Annotated in this window: 16 protein-coding genes; 7 read left to right on the forward strand and 9 right to left on the reverse strand. The window is 71.3% G+C overall.

From position 1 onward, the window contains the following. Window positions 1–5: 5 nt before the first annotated feature. The 5 genes from ACFMQL_RS39135 to ACFMQL_RS39155 all read right to left on the reverse strand — a co-directional run bounded on the left by ACFMQL_RS39135 (window position 6) and on the right by ACFMQL_RS39155 (window position 4,730). Window positions 6–1,574, reverse strand: coding sequence for an FAD-dependent oxidoreductase (locus ACFMQL_RS39135; RefSeq protein ID WP_378790263.1), 1,569 nt, complete (start codon window positions 1,572–1,574; stop codon window positions 6–8). 17 nt (window positions 1,575–1,591) lie between these two features. Beyond that, window positions 1,592–2,599: a LacI family DNA-binding transcriptional regulator gene (locus tag ACFMQL_RS39140; protein ID WP_364067963.1), complete on the reverse strand. Its 1,008-nt coding sequence runs from the start codon at window positions 2,597–2,599 to the stop codon at window positions 1,592–1,594. A gap of 167 nt (window positions 2,600–2,766) precedes the next feature. Next, entirely contained in the window at window positions 2,767–3,084 is a 318-nt protein-coding gene (locus tag ACFMQL_RS39145; protein ID WP_364067964.1) for a DUF3040 domain-containing protein, read from the reverse strand. Between the two features lie 657 nt (window positions 3,085–3,741). Beyond that, window positions 3,742–4,149, reverse strand: coding sequence for a nitroreductase family deazaflavin-dependent oxidoreductase (locus ACFMQL_RS39150; protein ID WP_378789826.1), 408 nt, complete (start codon window positions 4,147–4,149; stop codon window positions 3,742–3,744). A 152-nt stretch (window positions 4,150–4,301) separates the two neighbouring features. Further along, the gene (locus ACFMQL_RS39155; RefSeq protein WP_364067966.1) at window positions 4,302–4,730 is read right to left on the reverse strand and encodes a hypothetical protein; all 429 of its coding nucleotides are present in this window, start codon (window positions 4,728–4,730) and stop codon (window positions 4,302–4,304) included. 123 nt (window positions 4,731–4,853) lie between these two features. Here ACFMQL_RS39155 and ACFMQL_RS39160 point away from each other — a divergent pair, with 123 nt between their 5' ends. Together ACFMQL_RS39160 and ACFMQL_RS39165 are read left to right on the forward strand one after the other, a co-directional pair. Continuing rightward, the gene (locus ACFMQL_RS39160; protein WP_364067967.1) at window positions 4,854–5,444 is read left to right on the forward strand and encodes a TetR/AcrR family transcriptional regulator; all 591 of its coding nucleotides are present in this window, start codon (window positions 4,854–4,856) and stop codon (window positions 5,442–5,444) included. Then, a complete protein-coding gene (locus ACFMQL_RS39165; RefSeq protein WP_364067968.1) occupies window positions 5,441–5,686 on the forward strand; it encodes a hypothetical protein in 246 nt (81 codons plus the stop codon). Before ACFMQL_RS39160 ends, ACFMQL_RS39165 begins: the two co-directional genes overlap by 4 nt. A 12-nt stretch (window positions 5,687–5,698) precedes the next feature. Here ACFMQL_RS39165 and ACFMQL_RS39170 read toward each other — a convergent pair whose 3' ends face one another. Together ACFMQL_RS39170 and ACFMQL_RS39175 are read right to left on the reverse strand one after the other, a co-directional pair. After that, window positions 5,699–6,544, reverse strand: a complete 846-nt coding sequence (locus ACFMQL_RS39170; RefSeq protein ID WP_364067969.1) for a universal stress protein — start codon at window positions 6,542–6,544, stop codon at window positions 5,699–5,701. A gap of 75 nt (window positions 6,545–6,619) precedes the next feature. Continuing rightward, complete coding sequence (locus ACFMQL_RS39175; RefSeq protein WP_378789829.1) at window positions 6,620–8,053, reverse strand: cellulase family glycosylhydrolase; 1,434 nt, start codon at window positions 8,051–8,053, stop codon at window positions 6,620–6,622. 471 nt (window positions 8,054–8,524) lie between these two features. Here ACFMQL_RS39175 and ACFMQL_RS39180 point away from each other — a divergent pair, with 471 nt between their 5' ends. Further along, window positions 8,525–9,355: an alpha/beta hydrolase gene (locus ACFMQL_RS39180; protein WP_364067971.1), complete on the forward strand. Its 831-nt coding sequence runs from the start codon at window positions 8,525–8,527 to the stop codon at window positions 9,353–9,355. A gap of 8 nt (window positions 9,356–9,363) precedes the next feature. Here the strand turns inward: ACFMQL_RS39180 and ACFMQL_RS39185 are convergent, their stop codons facing one another. Then, window positions 9,364–10,368, reverse strand: coding sequence for a substrate-binding domain-containing protein (locus ACFMQL_RS39185; RefSeq protein WP_364067972.1), 1,005 nt, complete (start codon window positions 10,366–10,368; stop codon window positions 9,364–9,366). Window positions 10,369–10,521: 153 nt separating this feature from the next. Beyond that, window positions 10,522–10,953, reverse strand: a complete 432-nt coding sequence (locus tag ACFMQL_RS39190) for an STAS domain-containing protein (protein ID WP_364067973.1) — start codon at window positions 10,951–10,953, stop codon at window positions 10,522–10,524. A gap of 160 nt (window positions 10,954–11,113) precedes the next feature. On the opposite strand from ACFMQL_RS39190, the gene ACFMQL_RS39195 reads away from it, so the two are divergent. The 4 genes from ACFMQL_RS39195 to ACFMQL_RS39210 all read left to right on the forward strand — a co-directional run bounded on the left by ACFMQL_RS39195 (window position 11,114) and on the right by ACFMQL_RS39210 (window position 16,351). Next, window positions 11,114–11,443, forward strand: coding sequence for a helix-turn-helix domain-containing protein (locus tag ACFMQL_RS39195; protein ID WP_364067974.1), 330 nt, complete (start codon window positions 11,114–11,116; stop codon window positions 11,441–11,443). Window positions 11,444–11,464: 21 nt separating this feature from the next. Beyond that, window positions 11,465–12,142 (forward strand): hypothetical protein, encoded by a 678-nt coding sequence (locus ACFMQL_RS39200; RefSeq protein ID WP_378789831.1) that lies wholly within the window; start codon window positions 11,465–11,467, stop codon window positions 12,140–12,142. Window positions 12,143–12,491: 349 nt separating this feature from the next. Further along, window positions 12,492–15,836 (forward strand): family 16 glycoside hydrolase, encoded by a 3,345-nt coding sequence (locus ACFMQL_RS39205; protein WP_378789832.1) that lies wholly within the window; start codon window positions 12,492–12,494, stop codon window positions 15,834–15,836. Window positions 15,837–16,117: 281 nt separating this feature from the next. Beyond that, window positions 16,118–16,351, forward strand: a complete 234-nt coding sequence (locus ACFMQL_RS39210; RefSeq protein WP_378789834.1) for a DUF6289 family protein — start codon at window positions 16,118–16,120, stop codon at window positions 16,349–16,351. Window positions 16,352–16,384 lie beyond the last annotated feature (33 nt).

Genomic DNA, 16,384 nt, shown 5'->3' on the forward strand with positions numbered 1-16,384 from the left:
TCTCCCTAATACGCGGTGACAGCGGGCCAGCGCAGCTCGACGCCGTCCCGGGTGAGCCTGTGCTGGAAGTCGGCGAGCAGGGACTCGCTCTCTCGTACGGCGTGCGGCGTGGTGCCGTGGTCGAGGCAGAACGCCGCCAGGGCGCCCGCGGCCTCGCCGATGTTCCACTCGACCGGGTGCAGCCGGTAGGCGCCGTTGGTGATGTGGGTGGTGCCGATGTTCTTGGAGGCGGGCAGCAGGTTCGTCATGCGCTGCGGGATCAGCGCGCCGAGCGGGATCTCGAACGGGCAGCTCGCCACGTCGATGTAGTTGTCGCCGCCGGTCGACGGGTGCAGGTCGATCCGGTACATGCCGACGCCGACCGAGTCGGGGTAGCTGACCGCACCCCTGTCGCCGCGCACCGCGTACGACAGGTCCTGCTCGACCACCGTGTAGAGGGCCTTGATGCGGCGCGACTCGCGGATGTAGGGCGCCTGGGCGAGACCGTCGGCGCTGCCGGTGATGTCGCCGCGCAGCCGCAGCCCGGGGAAGCCGGCCTCGGTCTGCATCCAGTACAGCACCGACAGCGACAGCTCGCGGGCGGCCTTCAGGTGCCGCTCGGCGTCCGGCACGTCGATGACCGGGCCCTCCAGGTAGTCGATCATCGGCCAGTTGACCAGCGTGATGTCGCTTTCGTACGCGCCTTCGACGAACGTCTTGCGCGCGGCGATCCGCCGGAACGTCCACAGGTTGGCGTCGCCCGGGTTGACCCGCTGGTCCGCCTCGACGAGCAGCGGGTCGTCGTCGGGGTTGGGGGTGAAGGCGCGTTCGACGATCTCCAGCGTGCGCGGGTGGGGGCAGCGCCACGACAGCAGCTTGTCGCCCCAGAACGGCGGCTGGTACTCGCGCCAGAAGTCGTACGACTCCGGCTTGTCGATCGTGTGGTCGCCGTCCACGTGGTCGATGGCGAAGCACACCGAGATGGCCTGCATGTTGAGCGGCTGCGCCTCGCTGGGGGCGCTGGGCTCGCCGGTGTCGGCCTGCGACTCGAAGCCGGTGACGTACTCGGTGCCGGTCAGCGGCAGCAGCTCGCCGGTCTCGGTGGCGTCGATGATGTACGGGGCGCTCGCCCACACCTCGCGCCCCTCGCCGCTGAGCAGCACCGCGCTCACCCGGTCGCCGTCGTAGGAGGCGGCGATCGGCCGGTACGGCTGCAGCACCCGCAGCCTGCCGCAGCCCCGGTAGGGCGCGAGCATGGCCTCGATGACGGCGACCGCGACGCGCGGCTCGTGACAGAGCCTGCTCACGTGGCCGCCGCCGGGGTTCAGGTCCCGCTTGGCCCTGGCGGCAGGGGTGAGCGGGTAATAGTCGCGGTAGTACTGGCGGATGCCGTCGCGCAGCGCCCGGTAGCTCGCGGTGACGCCGAAGCGCTCCACCCAGGAGTGCTCGTCCGGCGGCACGGCCTGGCTGGTGAGCTGGCCGCCCAGCCAGGCGTACTCCTCCGACAGCAGCACCGTGCGGCCCGCCCGCAGCAGGGCCAGCGCGGCGGCCACGCCGCCCAGCCCGCCGCCGACCACGACCGCGTCCGCTTTCATCTCGACCACGTGAGGGGTCACCTTCCGATCAGTGTGGAGCCCTCGATCAGCTCGCAGGGCAGGAGTTCCTGGGGTGTGCCGCCGGACTCGATCACCCCGGTCAGCAGCTCGACGGCCCTGCGGCCCATCTCGCGGCGGGGGATGAGGAAGCCGGTGAAGTCGATGTCGGTGTGCACGGGGCGGGTCGCCGAGCCGAGCGTGACCAGGGACAGGTCACCGGGGATCGCGAGGCCGCGTTCCTTTGCCGCCTGGACGAAGAGGACCGCGTCGGCCTGCTCTTCGAAGAAGGCGGCGGTGGCGCCGGTGTCGCGTACGGCGTCGAGGAGATCGGACACGTCCGGAGCCAGGTGGAGCCCTTCCACGTCGAACTCCGCGACGGCGGCGCGGAAGCCGGCGTACCGGTCGGCCGTGGACTCGGCCCCTCCCCCGGTGCCGACGTAGACGAGCCTGCGGTGCCCGAGCCGCACCGCCCGTTCCACCAGCGCGCGGGTGGCCGTGGGGTAGTCGGCGCCGACGTACGGGACGGGCCCGCCGGCGTCGTCGCGGCGGCCGACGGACACGAACGGGATCTGGTCGGCGATCAGCCTGGCCAGGTCGTCGCGGTCGACCATGCGGCCGAGCAGCACGCACCCGTCGGCGAGCCGTACCCGGCTGTCCTCGTTGAAGATCCGCCGCCGCCCGCCGCCCGAGGCCCGCGCGCTGGTGAACAGCAGCAGGTCGCAGCCGACCTCCTCGGCGCACTCCTCGATGCCGACCAGGAACGGGTGGTAGAAGTCGGCGCTGGTGGCGGGGAAGACCGCCTCGTAGGTGAAGACGCCGAGTATGCGGTTGCGTCCCTCGGCGAGCCTGCGGGCCGCGGGGTCGGCGATGTAGCCGGTCTCCCTGATCACCCGCAGCACCCGTTGCCGGGTCTCGGGCGAGATGCGCACCTCGCTGTCGGCGCGATTGTTGAGCACCAGCGACACGGTGGTCTGGCTCACTCCCGCCATGCGGGCGATGTCCTGCTGGGTCAGGCGTCTTGCCACGGTTGGGTCTCCTCGCTAATGCGCATTAGCCAACGAGTGTGGGACCTTGCCGTGCTTGCCGTCAAGAGGTGATGGCCCAGTAATAATTCGTATTAGCAGATCGGCAGGAGGTCTCCTGGGCGATCGCGGCCGTTCTGTGAGATCCGTTCTGTGAGATCCCGGACCGCTCAGCGGCCGCCGGCCTCGTGCAGGGGCGCCTGCACCGTGACGGGCTGCGACGGGGCGAGCGACGGGCCGGACGGCGCGGGCGACGACGCGTGCCCGGTGAAGACGACCAGGAACACCATCAACAAGGTCAGGACGGCGACCGCCGCCAGCAGGCCCGCGATCTCCTTGCGACTGGTCCCCGGGCCGAAGCGGTACACCCTCTTGCGGCGGGCGGCGGCGTTGAGCGCGTCGATGCGGCGGGCGAAGGCACGATCGCTCCTGCGCAGCGCCATCTCGATCTCGGCGAGGATCCGGCGTTCCCGGTCCGACAGGTGCATCGCTCATCACCGCCCTACATCGTCAATTGTGGTCCGCTCGGCCGCGCTCGCCGCCGCCGGGGTGCTCACGTCCGGAGGTGTGGTGGTCGTGCCGCGGGAAGCGGAGGGGCGGCACGGCGGCTGCGGGCAGGCGGCGGCCCGTTCGAGTGAGCGGCGGCCCGTACGCGTGAGTCGCCGGGGCCCCACGGATCATCCACAGAGACCTTCATGCCCTTTCGGGCGGTATGCCAGACGTTGTAGGGGAATGCGAGTGTGCGCCGGATCGGCCGCTCGGCAGGGCGGGCAGGCGGCGGCCGGGGCGTCCGCGGCGAGCCGCCGGCCTGTCGCCCTGCGCGCGCCTCGCCGGCTGCGGGGGCCGGTGTGAGAGGCGCCCTGTGGGCTCCTGCGGCGCTGCCGGAAATCTCCGCCTGTTTCGGGCGGGCACCGGCGGCGAAGCCAGGGCGCCACCCTCCAGAAGGCGGTCGCAGCGGCGGAGGAGCCCCGGCGCCTCAGAGGCTGTGGCGCCTGGGGGATGGTCGCGGCCGGGGAACGGCCGGGACGGCGGGTGGCCGCGCCGAGCCGACCACGTGGTCACGACGGCAGGGCGACCACGTGGTCGCGGCATGGAGCGCGGTGGGCGGGGGCGCGGCAGGGGTTGCCGTGGCGGCAGGCTACCTCTCAGGGGCGGTCGTAGATGCGGTACACCGGGTGGCGGTCTTCGATGCGGCGGAAGGACGCCAGCGGCGCATCCGGGCCCAGCCCCACGTGGGGGCGGGCGCCGGGGGCGATGGCGACGTACCGGCGCAGGATCTCCGCGCGCTGCCCGACGGGGACCTCGCGCAGCATGATCGGCTGGTCGCGGCCCCGGCGGCGCAGTACGGCCGCGCCACCGGCTTCCTGCACGTTCAGCACCCAGCTCGCCTTCGACCCGAGCATCGAGACGAGGTACTCCCCGCCGCCGTGGCGGGCGACCGCGACCGGCACCGACGTGACGGCCCCGCTGCGCCGCCCGACCACCTTCAGCACGGCGGCCTGGCTCGGCGTCAGCCACCCGGCCCCGTACATCAGTGCGTCGAGCCTGTTCACGAGCCGCATGAACGCGTTCGGACGATCGCCCCTGTACATCGCCCGCTTGAGCGCTCCGGCCGCGCGTGCCACGACACCGATCAAGCCGCCCGGACCGCCTGGACTCCTCCCCAAGTCGCCCGTGCCGCCCTGACCTCGTGTGATCTTCTGCGTCATCGCGCCCTTCTCCACAGCGCGACCGCGGCGAGCCCGGGAACGCACGGCAGGGCCAGCAGCCAGCCGAACAGCGGCGCCAGGCCGACATCGCCCGAGTTGTCCTTCACGGTCAGCCCGGCGATCGCGATGAGCAGTGCGATCACCAGCAGCCCGACGGCCATCCAGATCGCCCAGTCCTTCCCGGCGTTGACGGCCCAGACCGTGCTGAACCAGCCGAGCAGCCCCAGGAACCCGATGGTGCCGAGGATGATCAGGTACGCGTTGACGGCGGCGTCGATCTCGCCGGGCGTGTAGGCGGGGTAACCGGCCCTGATGTGGTCGGCGAGCGTCCCCTTGGCGAAGAACGGAAGCAGGGCGGCGATCGCGGTGAGCGCCGCGCCCACGTACAGCAGCGCCGGGACGGCCCGGCCGCGTGGCGTGGTCATGGCATGACCCCTTTCAGAAAGTGACTGTCTGGAGCAAGTGACTCTAAGCACGCAAGTTTTAGAAAGTCAATTTCTAGAGACAGCGACATGCTTGAGACAGTGACTTGCTGATAAGGTGAGTGCATGAGCGGGCTTCGCGAGCGCTGGCGACTCAAGGCCATGCGCGCCATCCAGGAACACGCCCTCGACCTGTTCGACGAGCGTGGATTCGACGCTGTCACCATCGAGGAGATCGCGGCGGCCGCCGAGGTCTCGCCCTCGACGGTCTACCGGATCTTCGGCACCAAAGAGGGCATCGTGGTCACCGACATCGAGTTCGACGCCATGAGCCCCGAGGCGCTGGCCGCCATCTTCGACCCGGCCGACCCGGTGGGCAGCCTGGTGCAGGCCGTCCGCGCGTACGAGGCCCCGCGCGAGGAGCGGCAGGCCGGCAAGGGCCCGTGGCGGCGGGTCCGCTACTTCTTCGCCACGCCCTCGGTGCGCATGGCCGTCTGCGCCACCCTCGACCAGGCCGGGCAGCGCATCGCCCCGCTGATCACCAAGACGGGCAAGGTGAACGAGACGCAGGCCAGGGTGATCGCCAACGCCCTCGCGTTCGGCTACTTCGCCGCGCTCGAACAGTGGTATCTGAACGGCAGCGACCGCCCCATCGCCACCTACGTGGAGGACGGCCTGCGCCCCCTGCGCGACGTGCTCAGCGCGTCCTCCTCATGATCGCGCGGGAGATCTCCGCGCGTGCGGGAGCGGAGACCGCGAACTTCCGCCCCCGCCAGGCCGCCCGCCCGGCCGGCCTGCGGACGATCCACGTCGACCCGTGGCACATCCGGCCAGGCGAGACCCTGGTGATGGAGTTCCGCGGCAACCGCAGGCGCCGGGCTGCCGCGGGCTCGCCCGTACGGCCGTGCACGCTCGCCGGACGGCACCCGGCCGTCCGGCGAGAACGGGCCGCCCGCTGACCGTCCGAGCCCTCAAGGGCGGACGACGGCCACCGGGCAGGACACGTGATGCAGCACGTTCCTGCTGACCGAGCCGAGCAGGGCCGAGCCGAGCGCGCCCCGGCCCTGCGAGCCGACGACCAGCAGGTCCGCCTCCCGTGAGGCGGCGACGAGCGCATCGACCGGATGCGCTCGTCGCACGTCCTCGACGACCGTGACCTGCGGGTGGGCCTCCTTGAGCCGCTTCAGCCGGTCCCGTACGACCTGCTGCTGCGCGGTGCGCACCTCGTCCATGGTGAACGGGGCCTCAGGCGTGTACAGGGCGGGAAGCTGCCAGGCGTGGACGGCTCTGAGCGTGGCGCCGCGTGCCGCGGCCTGTTCGAAGGCGTAGGCCAGGGCCGCCTCGCACTCGGGCGCGTCGTCCACCCCGGCCACGACCTCGCCGCGTTCCTGCCGCCGCCCCTCGCGTACCACCACGACGGGGCAGCGGAGGTGACCGGCCAGGCTCGCGCCGACCGAGCCGAGCAGCGCGCCGGAGAACCCGCCGAGCCCGCGGCTGCCGACGACCAGCGCCTCGGCGCCGTCCTCCTCGGCCTGGTCGCGCAGGACGGCGACGGGCTCGCCCTCCACCTCGTGCGTGACCACCTCGACGGACGGCCGCCGCTCCCGGACCAGCGCCTCGGCCTCGTCCAGCACCCGCCGCCCCTCGCGCAGCACCTTCTCCGACAGCGTGGCGTCGGGGCGGGCGCCGACGAGGTACCACGAGGTGTCGGCCGCGTGCACGAGCCGCAGCGCCGAACCCCTGCGGAAGGCGTCGTCCGCGGCCCACTCCACGGCCGCGCGGGCGGCGTCGGAGCCGTCGACACCAACGATGATCATGCTTGTCCTCCTTCGCTCACCTCCCATCGCACCTCAAGAACGGCCGCGAAGACAGGGCCCCAGGTCACGTGCGGGTCAGAAGTCGTCGGGGGTGCGGATCCTGTCGCGGATCCACACGCCGGCCTCCTTCAGCCTGCTCGTTCCGGCGAACGGGCCGTTCGGGCAGGTGCCGGTGGTGAAGACCGCGCCGGAGCGGAAGTCGTCGGAGAAGTTCCAGTTCACCCAGCTGATCTTCTTCTGGGCCAGCAGGTCGAGGTATTGCTGTGACCTGGTGAAGTTGTTCGCCCCGTCGCCGGAGGCGCTCTGCGTCCCGAACTCGGTGACGAAGATGGGCAGCCGGTCGGCGGCGCGGGAGAGGGTGTTCAGGTATTCGGTGCCGTGCGAGGCCGCGTAGAAGTGGAACGTGTACATGATGTTGTCGGCGTTGACCGGGTTGCTGACGATCTCGGTCTCGTCCGAGCCGGCCGAGACGCCGAGCGACGACCACGCGCGGGTGCCGATCAGGATCGGCGCGTCCGGGTCGTACTGCCTGATCACCGGGATGAGCTGGTGCGCGTAGTCGCGGATGACGGCCCAGGTGACGGAGTCGCCGTTCGGCTCGTTGGCGATCTCGTACAGAACGTTCTTCTTGCCGTTGTGGCGCTGGGCGATCTCCGTGAAGAACGTCTTGGCCCTGCCGAGGTTGTACATCGGGTCGCCGGGGTCGAGCATGTGCCAGTCGACGATCGCGTACATGCCGCGGGCGGTGGCCATCTCGATCAGGTTGTGCACCCGGTCGGTGAACAGGCGGGGGTTGGTCTCGTACCCGTCCTCCTGGATGTACATCGAGATGCGCAGCACGTCGGCCTTCCAGTCGCCGGCCAGGGCGTCGAGCGAGGCGTCGGTGAGGCACTGCGGGTACCACTGGATGCCGTGGCTGCTCATGCCGCGCAGCTGGATCTGCTTGCCGTGCTCGTTGCAGAGCTTGATGCCGCACACCCTCAGCTGGCCGTTCGCCTCGACCGGGGTGCCCCCGCCGCCGCCGGTGGGCGTGCCGTAGACCTCCAGCTCCCACAGGCTGTAGCCCCAGGGTGTGCCGCGCTGGGTGCCGTACACGCGGACGTAGCGGCCGGTGCCGCTGACCGTGAGATCGTCGGTGCCGCCGTCGCCGGTGGTGGTCGAGTAGACGTCGGTCCAGGTGGATCCGTCGGGCGAGGTCTGCACGCGGTAGGCCGTGGCGTACGCGGCCTCCCAGACCAGCCGTACCCGGGAGACGGTGTGCGTGGAGCCGAGGTCCACCCGGATCCACTGCGGGTCCGCACCCTCGGCGCTGGCCCACCGCGTGGCGGTGCTGCCGTCCACCGCCTTACCCGGCTCCAGTCCCGCCGCCTCGACGGAGGAGGCCGTCGCCGTCTTACCCTGCGAGACCAGGGGGTCGGCGGCCGCCGCGCTCGCGCCCGACGGCGCCGAGAGCGGCACCATCAGCGCGGCCAGGACTGCGACGAGGCCCGCACGTGCGCTTCTCCTCACGAACGACTCCGTTTCCGTTAGGAAAGTTTCTTAACTTCCGGCGCAGCATAAGTTGACACCCGACCTCACACAAGGCCCAATTCTCAGAAAACCCGGGTGATGGGGCCCGCATCTGGCGAAGGCGGACACACCAAGCGAAGGGAGTAGCGGGGTTCCGTCCTTCGGGGTGGGAGGGGCACGGCGAACCCAGATGCTGCCGGTCCGTATCGGATATGGCCCAGGAGAAGCGGCGACGAGAGGCGCGACGGCGGCAAGGAGAACGTCCCCCGCCGAGGCGCATCCGGCGTGGCAGGCGACGGCACACGCGCCGGGTGAAGGCGGTCAGCCGAGCGGCCGCCGAGGCGCGCGCAGAGCGACAGGCCGGCGGCTCGCCGTGGACGCCCCCACTCTCGCCGTGGCGGGTGCCGAGGTTAGCGGCGGCGCTGCTGAGGTAGCTGTTCGAGGTTCCCCCACCGGCACGATTGGGGACGCATGGTGAACGGCATCCGGATCACGGCCCTGGCGGCGCTGGCCTCGGCCGCGCTCCACCCCGCACCGGCGCAGGCGGGCAGCCCCGCGCCCTGCCCGGCGCAGAACGGCACCAGGCCGACGGTCGTCCTGGTGCACGGGGCGTGGGCCGACACGTCGAGCTGGAGCGGCGAGGTGGACGCGCTGCGCAGGGCCGGGCTGACCGCCCGCGCGATCGCCAACCCCCTCCGTGGCCTCGACGGCGACGCCGCAACCGTCGCCGACTTCCTGAAGACGGTCTCCGGCCCGGTGGTGCTGGTGGGCCACTCCTACGGCGGCTCGGTCATCACGAACGCCGCCGCGTCGGCGCCCAACGTCAAGGCCCTGGTGTACGTGGACGCGGCCGTGCCCGACGTCGGGGAGACCACCGCCCAGCTCAGCGGCTCGGGCTCGGCGCTCGAAGCCTCACCCGAGTCGCTCTACGACACGGCCACCTACCCGGACGCTCCCCAGGGCGCCCAAGACCTGTACCTGAAGCGGGACGTGTTCGTGCGCTCGTTCGCCTCCGACCTGCCCCCGGACACCGCGATCCGGCTCTGGGCCACCCAGCGGGCCGCCTCCACCAACGCCTTCCAGTCGCCGTCGAAACAGGCGGCGTGGAAGAAGATCCCGTCCTGGTACTTCGCCAGCACGGGTGACCGCATCATCACCCCGCAGTCGCAGCTCGCCATGGCCAAGCGGGCCGGGTCGAAGGTGACGACGTTCCCGGGCGGCTCCCACCTGACCCTCGTCTCGCACCCGGAGGAGGTCGCCCGCGTGATCACCACGGCGGCCTGCTCGGTCAAGGGCGGCTGAGCCGGGGTTCAGACGGCCTGGGTGGAGTCGCGGACGATCAGTTCGGTGGCGAGCTCGAGGTGGCGGGACTCGATGCGTTCTCCGGCCGCCAGGCGCAGGGCCGTGCGCAGCGCCACCGCGCCCATCTCGCGCAGCGGCTGGCGTACGGTGGTCAGCGCCGGGGCGTGCATGGCGGCGATCTGGGTGTCGTCGAAGCCGACCACGCTGAGGTCCTCGGGAATGCGCAGCCCCTTGCCCCTGGCGACCTGGATGGCGCCGAGCGCGCTCTCGTCGCTGGCGGCGAAGACGGCGGTGGGCGGCTCCGGCAGGTCGAACAGGACGGCGCCCTCGCGCACGCCGTCCTCGAAGCAGTAGCCGGGGGTGCGGACGTACTCGGGGCGCACGGGCACGCCGGCGGCCTCCATGGCGGCGCGGTAGCCGTGCATGCGGGCCTGGTTGGAGGCGGCGTGGGCGGGACCGCCGAGGTAGGCGATGCGGCGGTGGCCGAGCGAGAGCAGGTGCTGGGTGGCGGCCATGCCGCCGGCGAAGTTGGTGGGGCCGACGCTCGTGACGGGGCTCGCGGGCACGTTGAGCGGGTCGATGACGACGATCGGCAGGTTGGCCTCCAGCAGCACGTCGAGCTGGGCCTGGCTGGGCGCGGCGACGAGGGTGATCACGGCGTGCCGTCCCGAGTCGACCAGGCCGCGCGCCCAGGACAGGCCGTCGGACATGTGGTCGGTGCTGGTCACGACGAGGGCGGCGCCGGCCGTGGCCGCCTCCTGCATCGCGCCCATGACGATCTCGGCGGAGTGTCCGCAGAGCCGGCCGTCGAGCTGCAGCTCCACCGTGGTGCCTCGTTTGGCGCGGGCCTGGCGCTGCACGTAGCCGTGCTCGGCCAGCAGCCGCCGCACCAGTGCGCGGGTGGCGGGGGCGACGTCGCCGCGGTCGTTGAGCACCTTCGACACCGTGGCCACGGACACGCCCGCGGCGGCGGCGACGGTGGCCAGGGTGGCCGGTTTGGTCGCGCTCGTCATCGTCGTCTCCTCCTCCGCGGCACCCGTGTGCTGCGGGTCCCTCGATGCCGCGGCATTCACCGTAACGTCGCGCGCGTCCCCGACGCATCCGCGTTCTGCGACGATTTCGAGCAGACGATTCGAGCGGACGATTCCGAGCAGGCGTGCGGAGGATCAGACGGCGGAGGAGGCGCAGGACTGCGCGGGCGGCGCCCCGGACCGTGCGGCGTGCACGGCGTCGGCGGCGCTGTCGTGGACGTTCAGCAGGTCCCACAGGCCGGTGATCTGCAGCAGCCGCGCCGGCATGCCGCGCACGCCCGCCAGGTGCAGCGCCGAGCCCTCCTTCGAGCAGGAGGTGTGCAGGCGTTCGATGACGCGCAGGCCGTTGCTGTCCATGAACGTCAGAAGGGTCAGGTCGAGCACCATCGGCCTGCCGGGAAGCATCCGGCGGCGCAGGTAGGTCTCCAGGCGGGAGGCGTTGGTGATATCCGCCTCGCCGCTCGCTGTGATCAGCACGCCGTCATCCATCGTGTGGCATCCCAAGGTCAGGGGCGATGCGGCGGACTGCCGTCCGCCACCAGACAGGCAAGCGATGAGTACGTGCATGACTTCCTCAGGGGCATGTGACCGGGGGCCGGCTGCTTCTCCTGCTCTGAAGCATATTACCCGAAATGTAATACCGGAAGCATTCTTCGTATGTGATCATGAGTAGAGGCGCTCGATCACGCTGCGCCGAGCCGCCGCCCGGCAGAAGAGGAGAGAATCAGTGAGCGCATCCGCCGACCGTCAGAACGGCTGGACCTTCCTGACGAACCACGCCCGGGTGCTGCTGGAGATCGCCCGCGCCCCCCAGGCCAGGGTGCGCGACATCGCGGCGAGCATCGGCATCACCGAGCGCGCCGTGCAGGGCATCGTCTCGGATCTGCACCAGGCCGGGTACGTCACGATCGAGCGCGTCGGCCGGCGCAACCAGTACAAGCTCAACCCCGACGGCCGCTTCCGCTACCCGACGGAGGCCGGCCTGCCGGTGCGGCTGCTCATCGACATGTTCGCCGAGCACGACCTGCCGGACCCGGGAGCTCAAAGCACTGGCTGACCGCCGGGGCGCCTCCCTAGTATGCGGATGATGTTGTACTTCGAGGACCCGTACCGCACCGAGGCCGACACCTCCGTGGTGCGGTCCGGCACGGACGACCGCGGCCCGTACGTCGTGCTCGCCGAGCCGCTCTTCTACCCGCAGGGCGGCGGCCAGAAGGGCGACCGCGGGCGGCTGCGCCTCGCCGGCGGCCTCGTGCTCGACGTCGTCGGCACCCGCAAGGCCGAGGACGAGATCCGCCACTACCTCGCCGCCGGCCAGGAGCCGCCCGCGCCCGGCCCGGCCCGCCAGGAGCTGGACTGGCCGTTCCGCTACCACCAGATGCGGCTGCACTCGGCCGCCCACTTCCTGCACGTGGCGCTGGAACGCGAGATCGGCGCGAGCCTGCCCTACCCCGTACGCGCGCCGCTGTCGGAGACCGGCGGCGAGTGTCACTACGCCTTCGCCGGCCGCTTCGGCCCCGACCAGCTCGAACGCGCCGTCAAGGCGGCCAACGCGCACACCGCCCAGGGCCATCCGATCGTCACCAGGACAGATGAGGAGCGCGGCCCCGGCATGCGCTCGTGGCACTGCGCCGGCGACACCGTGGCCTGTGGCGGGCTGCACCCGCGCGACTCGTCCGAGGTCGGTGACATCACGGCGAGCATGCGGATCAAGCGCGGCAAGACACTGGTGTCGTTCGCACTCGCCCACCCCTGAGCACCCCTGAGCGCCCCTGAGCGCCCCTGGCGTCTGTCCGCGCCCTCGCGCGCCTGCTTCCGGCACGCCCCTCACGCGGCCGCCGGCGGCTTCTTACCATCCGGCGTTTCGTGACGCGCTTCTGCCGGAGTTTCACGCACCCCTTTCGCCCCGCCATATCCCGACTTTTATCGATTTCCAGCGAAAGGGTATGGGCAAGTCATAAATCCGGGCTTACATTACGACGCAGAGCAGCGTTATCCCCCGTACTTACCGATTCACGAGACCCGGCATCCGCCGACGGCCGGCCCGGCGGTGCCGCACCCCCACCGCGCCGCACCATGGGCGCCCTCTCGAGATGGGATAAGTCATGCGGAGATCACCCCTCTTATCCGCTGCGCTGATCATCGCGCTCTCCTTCCTGACCGCTCCCGCACGCGCGAACGACGACCTGCCGCCGCAGGAGCCCGGCGTCACGCTGCGCACGTACGACGTCCAGATCGAGCTGTCCCGGTTATGCACGCTCAAGCCCGGCCAGACGCCGAACGTGGACAAGCTGATGCCCACGATCGACTGGACGTCCGACGCCGACTTCGGCCTCACCGACATGTTCGTCACCGAGGTGACCGGCAATCTGCACACGCCGTCCGCCGGGACGTACGAGTTCCGGCTCACCAGCGACGACGGCTCCCGGCTGACCATCGGCGACACCGCCGTGATCGTCAACGACGGACGACACGCCCCGGTCTCGGTCGACGGTACGATCACGCTGACCGAGGGCCATCACCCGCTGCGCATCGACCACTTCGAGCACCTGTACGGCCAGCAGCTCAAGCTGGAGTGGAAGCCGCCGGGCGCCCAGGCGTTCACGCTGGTGCCGACCGAGGCGCTGAGCACGGACGCCGACGTGGTGCGGGTGACCTCCCCTGGCCGCAAGGAGTGCGAGAGCGGCGCCGACTCCCCCGGCGACGGGCTGCCGCTGCGGGACGTGCACCCCGACTACACGCTCACCGACCTGCGGCCGGCCGGGTTCGAGCCGCAGGTGAGCGCGATGGACTGGCTGCCTGACGGGCGGCTGGCGATCACCACGTGGGGCGGCTCGGAGACCAGGCTCGGCGAGGTGTACCTGCTCAGCGGCGTGACCGGCGCGACCTCACCCGAGAAGGTGACGGCCAAGAAGATCGCCGAGGGGCTGCAGGAGCCCATGGGCATCAAGTACGTGGACGGCAAGCTGTACGTGTCGGAGAAATCCCGCCTTGTCGAGCTGAACGACACCGATGGCGACGAGGTCATCGACGACTACCGAACCGTCGCGACCTGGCCGTTCGGCGGGAACTTCCACGAGTTCGCCTTCGGCCTGCTCTACCGCGACGGCCACTTCTACCTGAACCTGTCGGTGGCCATCGACTACGGCGGGGCCACCACCGTCCCGCAGCCGGCCCGCGACCGGGGCGTCACGATCAAGGTCAGCGAGAAGACCGGGAAGATCGAATACCTCGCGGGCGGCCTGCGCACCCCGAACGGCATCGGCTGGGGACCGCGCGACGACCTGTTCGTGCTGGACAACCAGGGCGGCTGGCTGCCGGCGTCGAAGCTCGTGCACATCGAGAAGGGCCGCTTCTTCAACCACTACACGACGCCGGAGGGCCCGTTCGACGCGAACGCGGTGACCCCGCCGGTGCTGTGGCTGCCGCACAACGAGATCGCCAACTCCCCTAGCACGCCGGCGCTGATGAAGCGCGGCAGGTACGCGGGGCAGCTGCTGTTCGGCGACGTCACCTACGGCGGGATCCAGCGCGCGTACCTGGAGAAGGTGAACGGCGCCTACCAGGGCGCGGTGTTCCGCTTCACCCAGGGCCTGGAGGCGGGGGTGAACCGGATCAGCCTCGGCCCTGACGGCGCCATCTACGCGGGCGGCCTGGGCGCGGGCGGCAACTGGGGGCAGCCGGGCAAGCTCACGTACGGGCTGCAGAAGCTGACGCCCGGCGAGGAGAAGGCGTTCGACATGCTGAAGATGCGGGCCATCGAGGGCGGCTTCGAGCTGGAGTACACCGAGCCGCTGTCGGCGGAGACGGCCGCGTCGCTCGCGAGCCGCTACCGGCTCACCCAGTGGCGGTACGTCGCCGCCGTCACCTACGGCGGCCCGAAGGTGGACGAGGAGCCGCTGACCGTCACCTCGGCGAAGGCGAAGGGCAGGAAGGTCACGCTGAAGGTCGCGGGCCTGAAGCCGGGGCGGGTGGTGCACCTGCGCTCGCCGCGCCCGTTCACCTCGGCGTCGGGGCGGCCGCTGTGGAGCACGGAAGCCTGGTACACGCTCAACTCGCTGCCCGGCGCCACGACCACGGAGACCACGGAGACGCTGTACGAGGCGGAGAGCGCGGCGCAGAGCGGCGGCGCGACGTTCAACACCGACCACCGCTCCTACTCGGGTGCCGGTTTCGTGGACGGCTACTGGAACGAGGGGGCCACGACGCGGTTCGCCGTACGGGTGCGCGAGCCCGGCACGTACCACGTGGGCCTGCGCTACTCCAACGGCCCCGACCCGTCGCCCGGCACCAAGTCCTTGACCGTGTACGTCAACGGCACCAAGGTCCGGCAGGTGCCACTGCCGTCCACGGGCACCTGGGACCTGTGGGCCACCAGGGTCGAGCCGCTGGCGCTGAAGGCGGGCGTCAACACCATCGCCTACCGGTACGATCCCGGCGACGCGGGCAACGTCAACCTCGACGCGATCACCGTGGCCGCCCGCCCGGTGCTGGAGGCGGAGCGGGCCACGCTGCGCGGCGGCGCGACCGTCAGCAGCGCGCACCGGGGCTTCACCGGCACGGGCTTCGTCGACGGGTACACCAAGCCGGGCGCGAGCACGTCGTTCACGGTGCGGGCCGAGAGCGCCGGCACGTACAACGTGGGCCTGCGCTACGCGGCGGAGTCCACCACGTCAGTGAGCGTGCACGTCAACGGCAAGAAGGTCAGGCAGGTACGGCTGGCCGCCACCGGCGGTCGGGACGCCTGGGCGGTGCAGGCCGAGCCGCTGCGGCTGCGGCGCGGCACGAACACCGTCACCTACCGCTACGACACCGGTGACGGCGGGAACGCCGGGCTCGACCACATCACGGTGGCCAGGGCCGAGCGGATCACGCTGTTCGACGGCTCTCACCTCGCGGCGTGGGAGAAGCGGTCGGGCGGGGCGGCGACGTGGCCGGTCGCGGGCGGCTCGATGGAGTCGTACGGCGGCGACATCCAGACCCGGCGCACGTTCGGCGACTTCCGCCTGCACGTCGAGTGGTACGAGCCGGACTACCCGCCGGACGTGACCGGCCAGCAGCGCGGCAACAGCGGCGTCTACCTCCAGGAACGCTACGAGGTGCAGGTGCTGGAGTCGTACGGCGACACCACGCCGGCGGCCGATGAGGCGGGCGCGATCTACTCCAAGCGCGCACCCGACCGCAACATGGCCACCGCGCCCGGCACGTGGCAGACGTACGACATCACCTTCCGCGCGGCCCGCTACACCGGCACGGGCGAGAAGGTGGACGACGCGCGGGTCACCGTCGTCTGGAACGGCACGGTGGTGCACGACGACGTCGCCATCGACGGCGGCACCGGCGACAGCATCCCCGAGAACGCGGCCGAAGCCGGCATCCGCCTCCAGGACCACGGCGACCCCGGCGAGAACCCCCGCTTCCGCGACATCTGGATCGAACCCGTCACCTGACCCCGGTGAATGCGTGAGCCGCCCGCCCCGCCGAGGGCCGGGCGGCTCACGCCTTGGGGCCCGCCGCACGGGCCGCTGCGGCTCTGTCCTGGCGGGCGACTCTCGCTGGATGAGCGCCCCTCGCTGGGTGAGCGGCTCTCGCTGGGTGGGCCAGGGGCTTCGCCGGACGGGCCCGTGCGGCTTGTGCCGGGCGGCCGGGCCGGGCTGGCAGCGGGCTCTTGCCGGGCCGGGCACCTGAGCCGATCACCAAGGCAGCACCCCGCCCCTCCAGGAGGAAGCCCATGATCCGCCGCCTGCTGCCCGCCACCGTCCTTGCCGTGGCCGCCGTCACGGCCGTCACCGCGAGCCCCGCCGAAGCCCGCGCCTGCAAGATCGGCCATGCCTGCGTCACCGTCTTCTACAGCGACTCCACCAAGACCACCGTGGTCGGCGAGAAGTACGAGGACTGCGACGGAAGGGTGGACTCGTGGGGCGTCCGCACCGGCTACCTCGACTTCTACGAGAGCCCGTGCTGACCGGCTGACCACGAGGACCTTCACCCGGGGGCC

This window comes from Nonomuraea fastidiosa, assembly GCF_042751225.1.
Lineage (GTDB): Bacteria > Actinomycetota > Actinomycetes > Streptosporangiales > Streptosporangiaceae > Nonomuraea > Nonomuraea fastidiosa.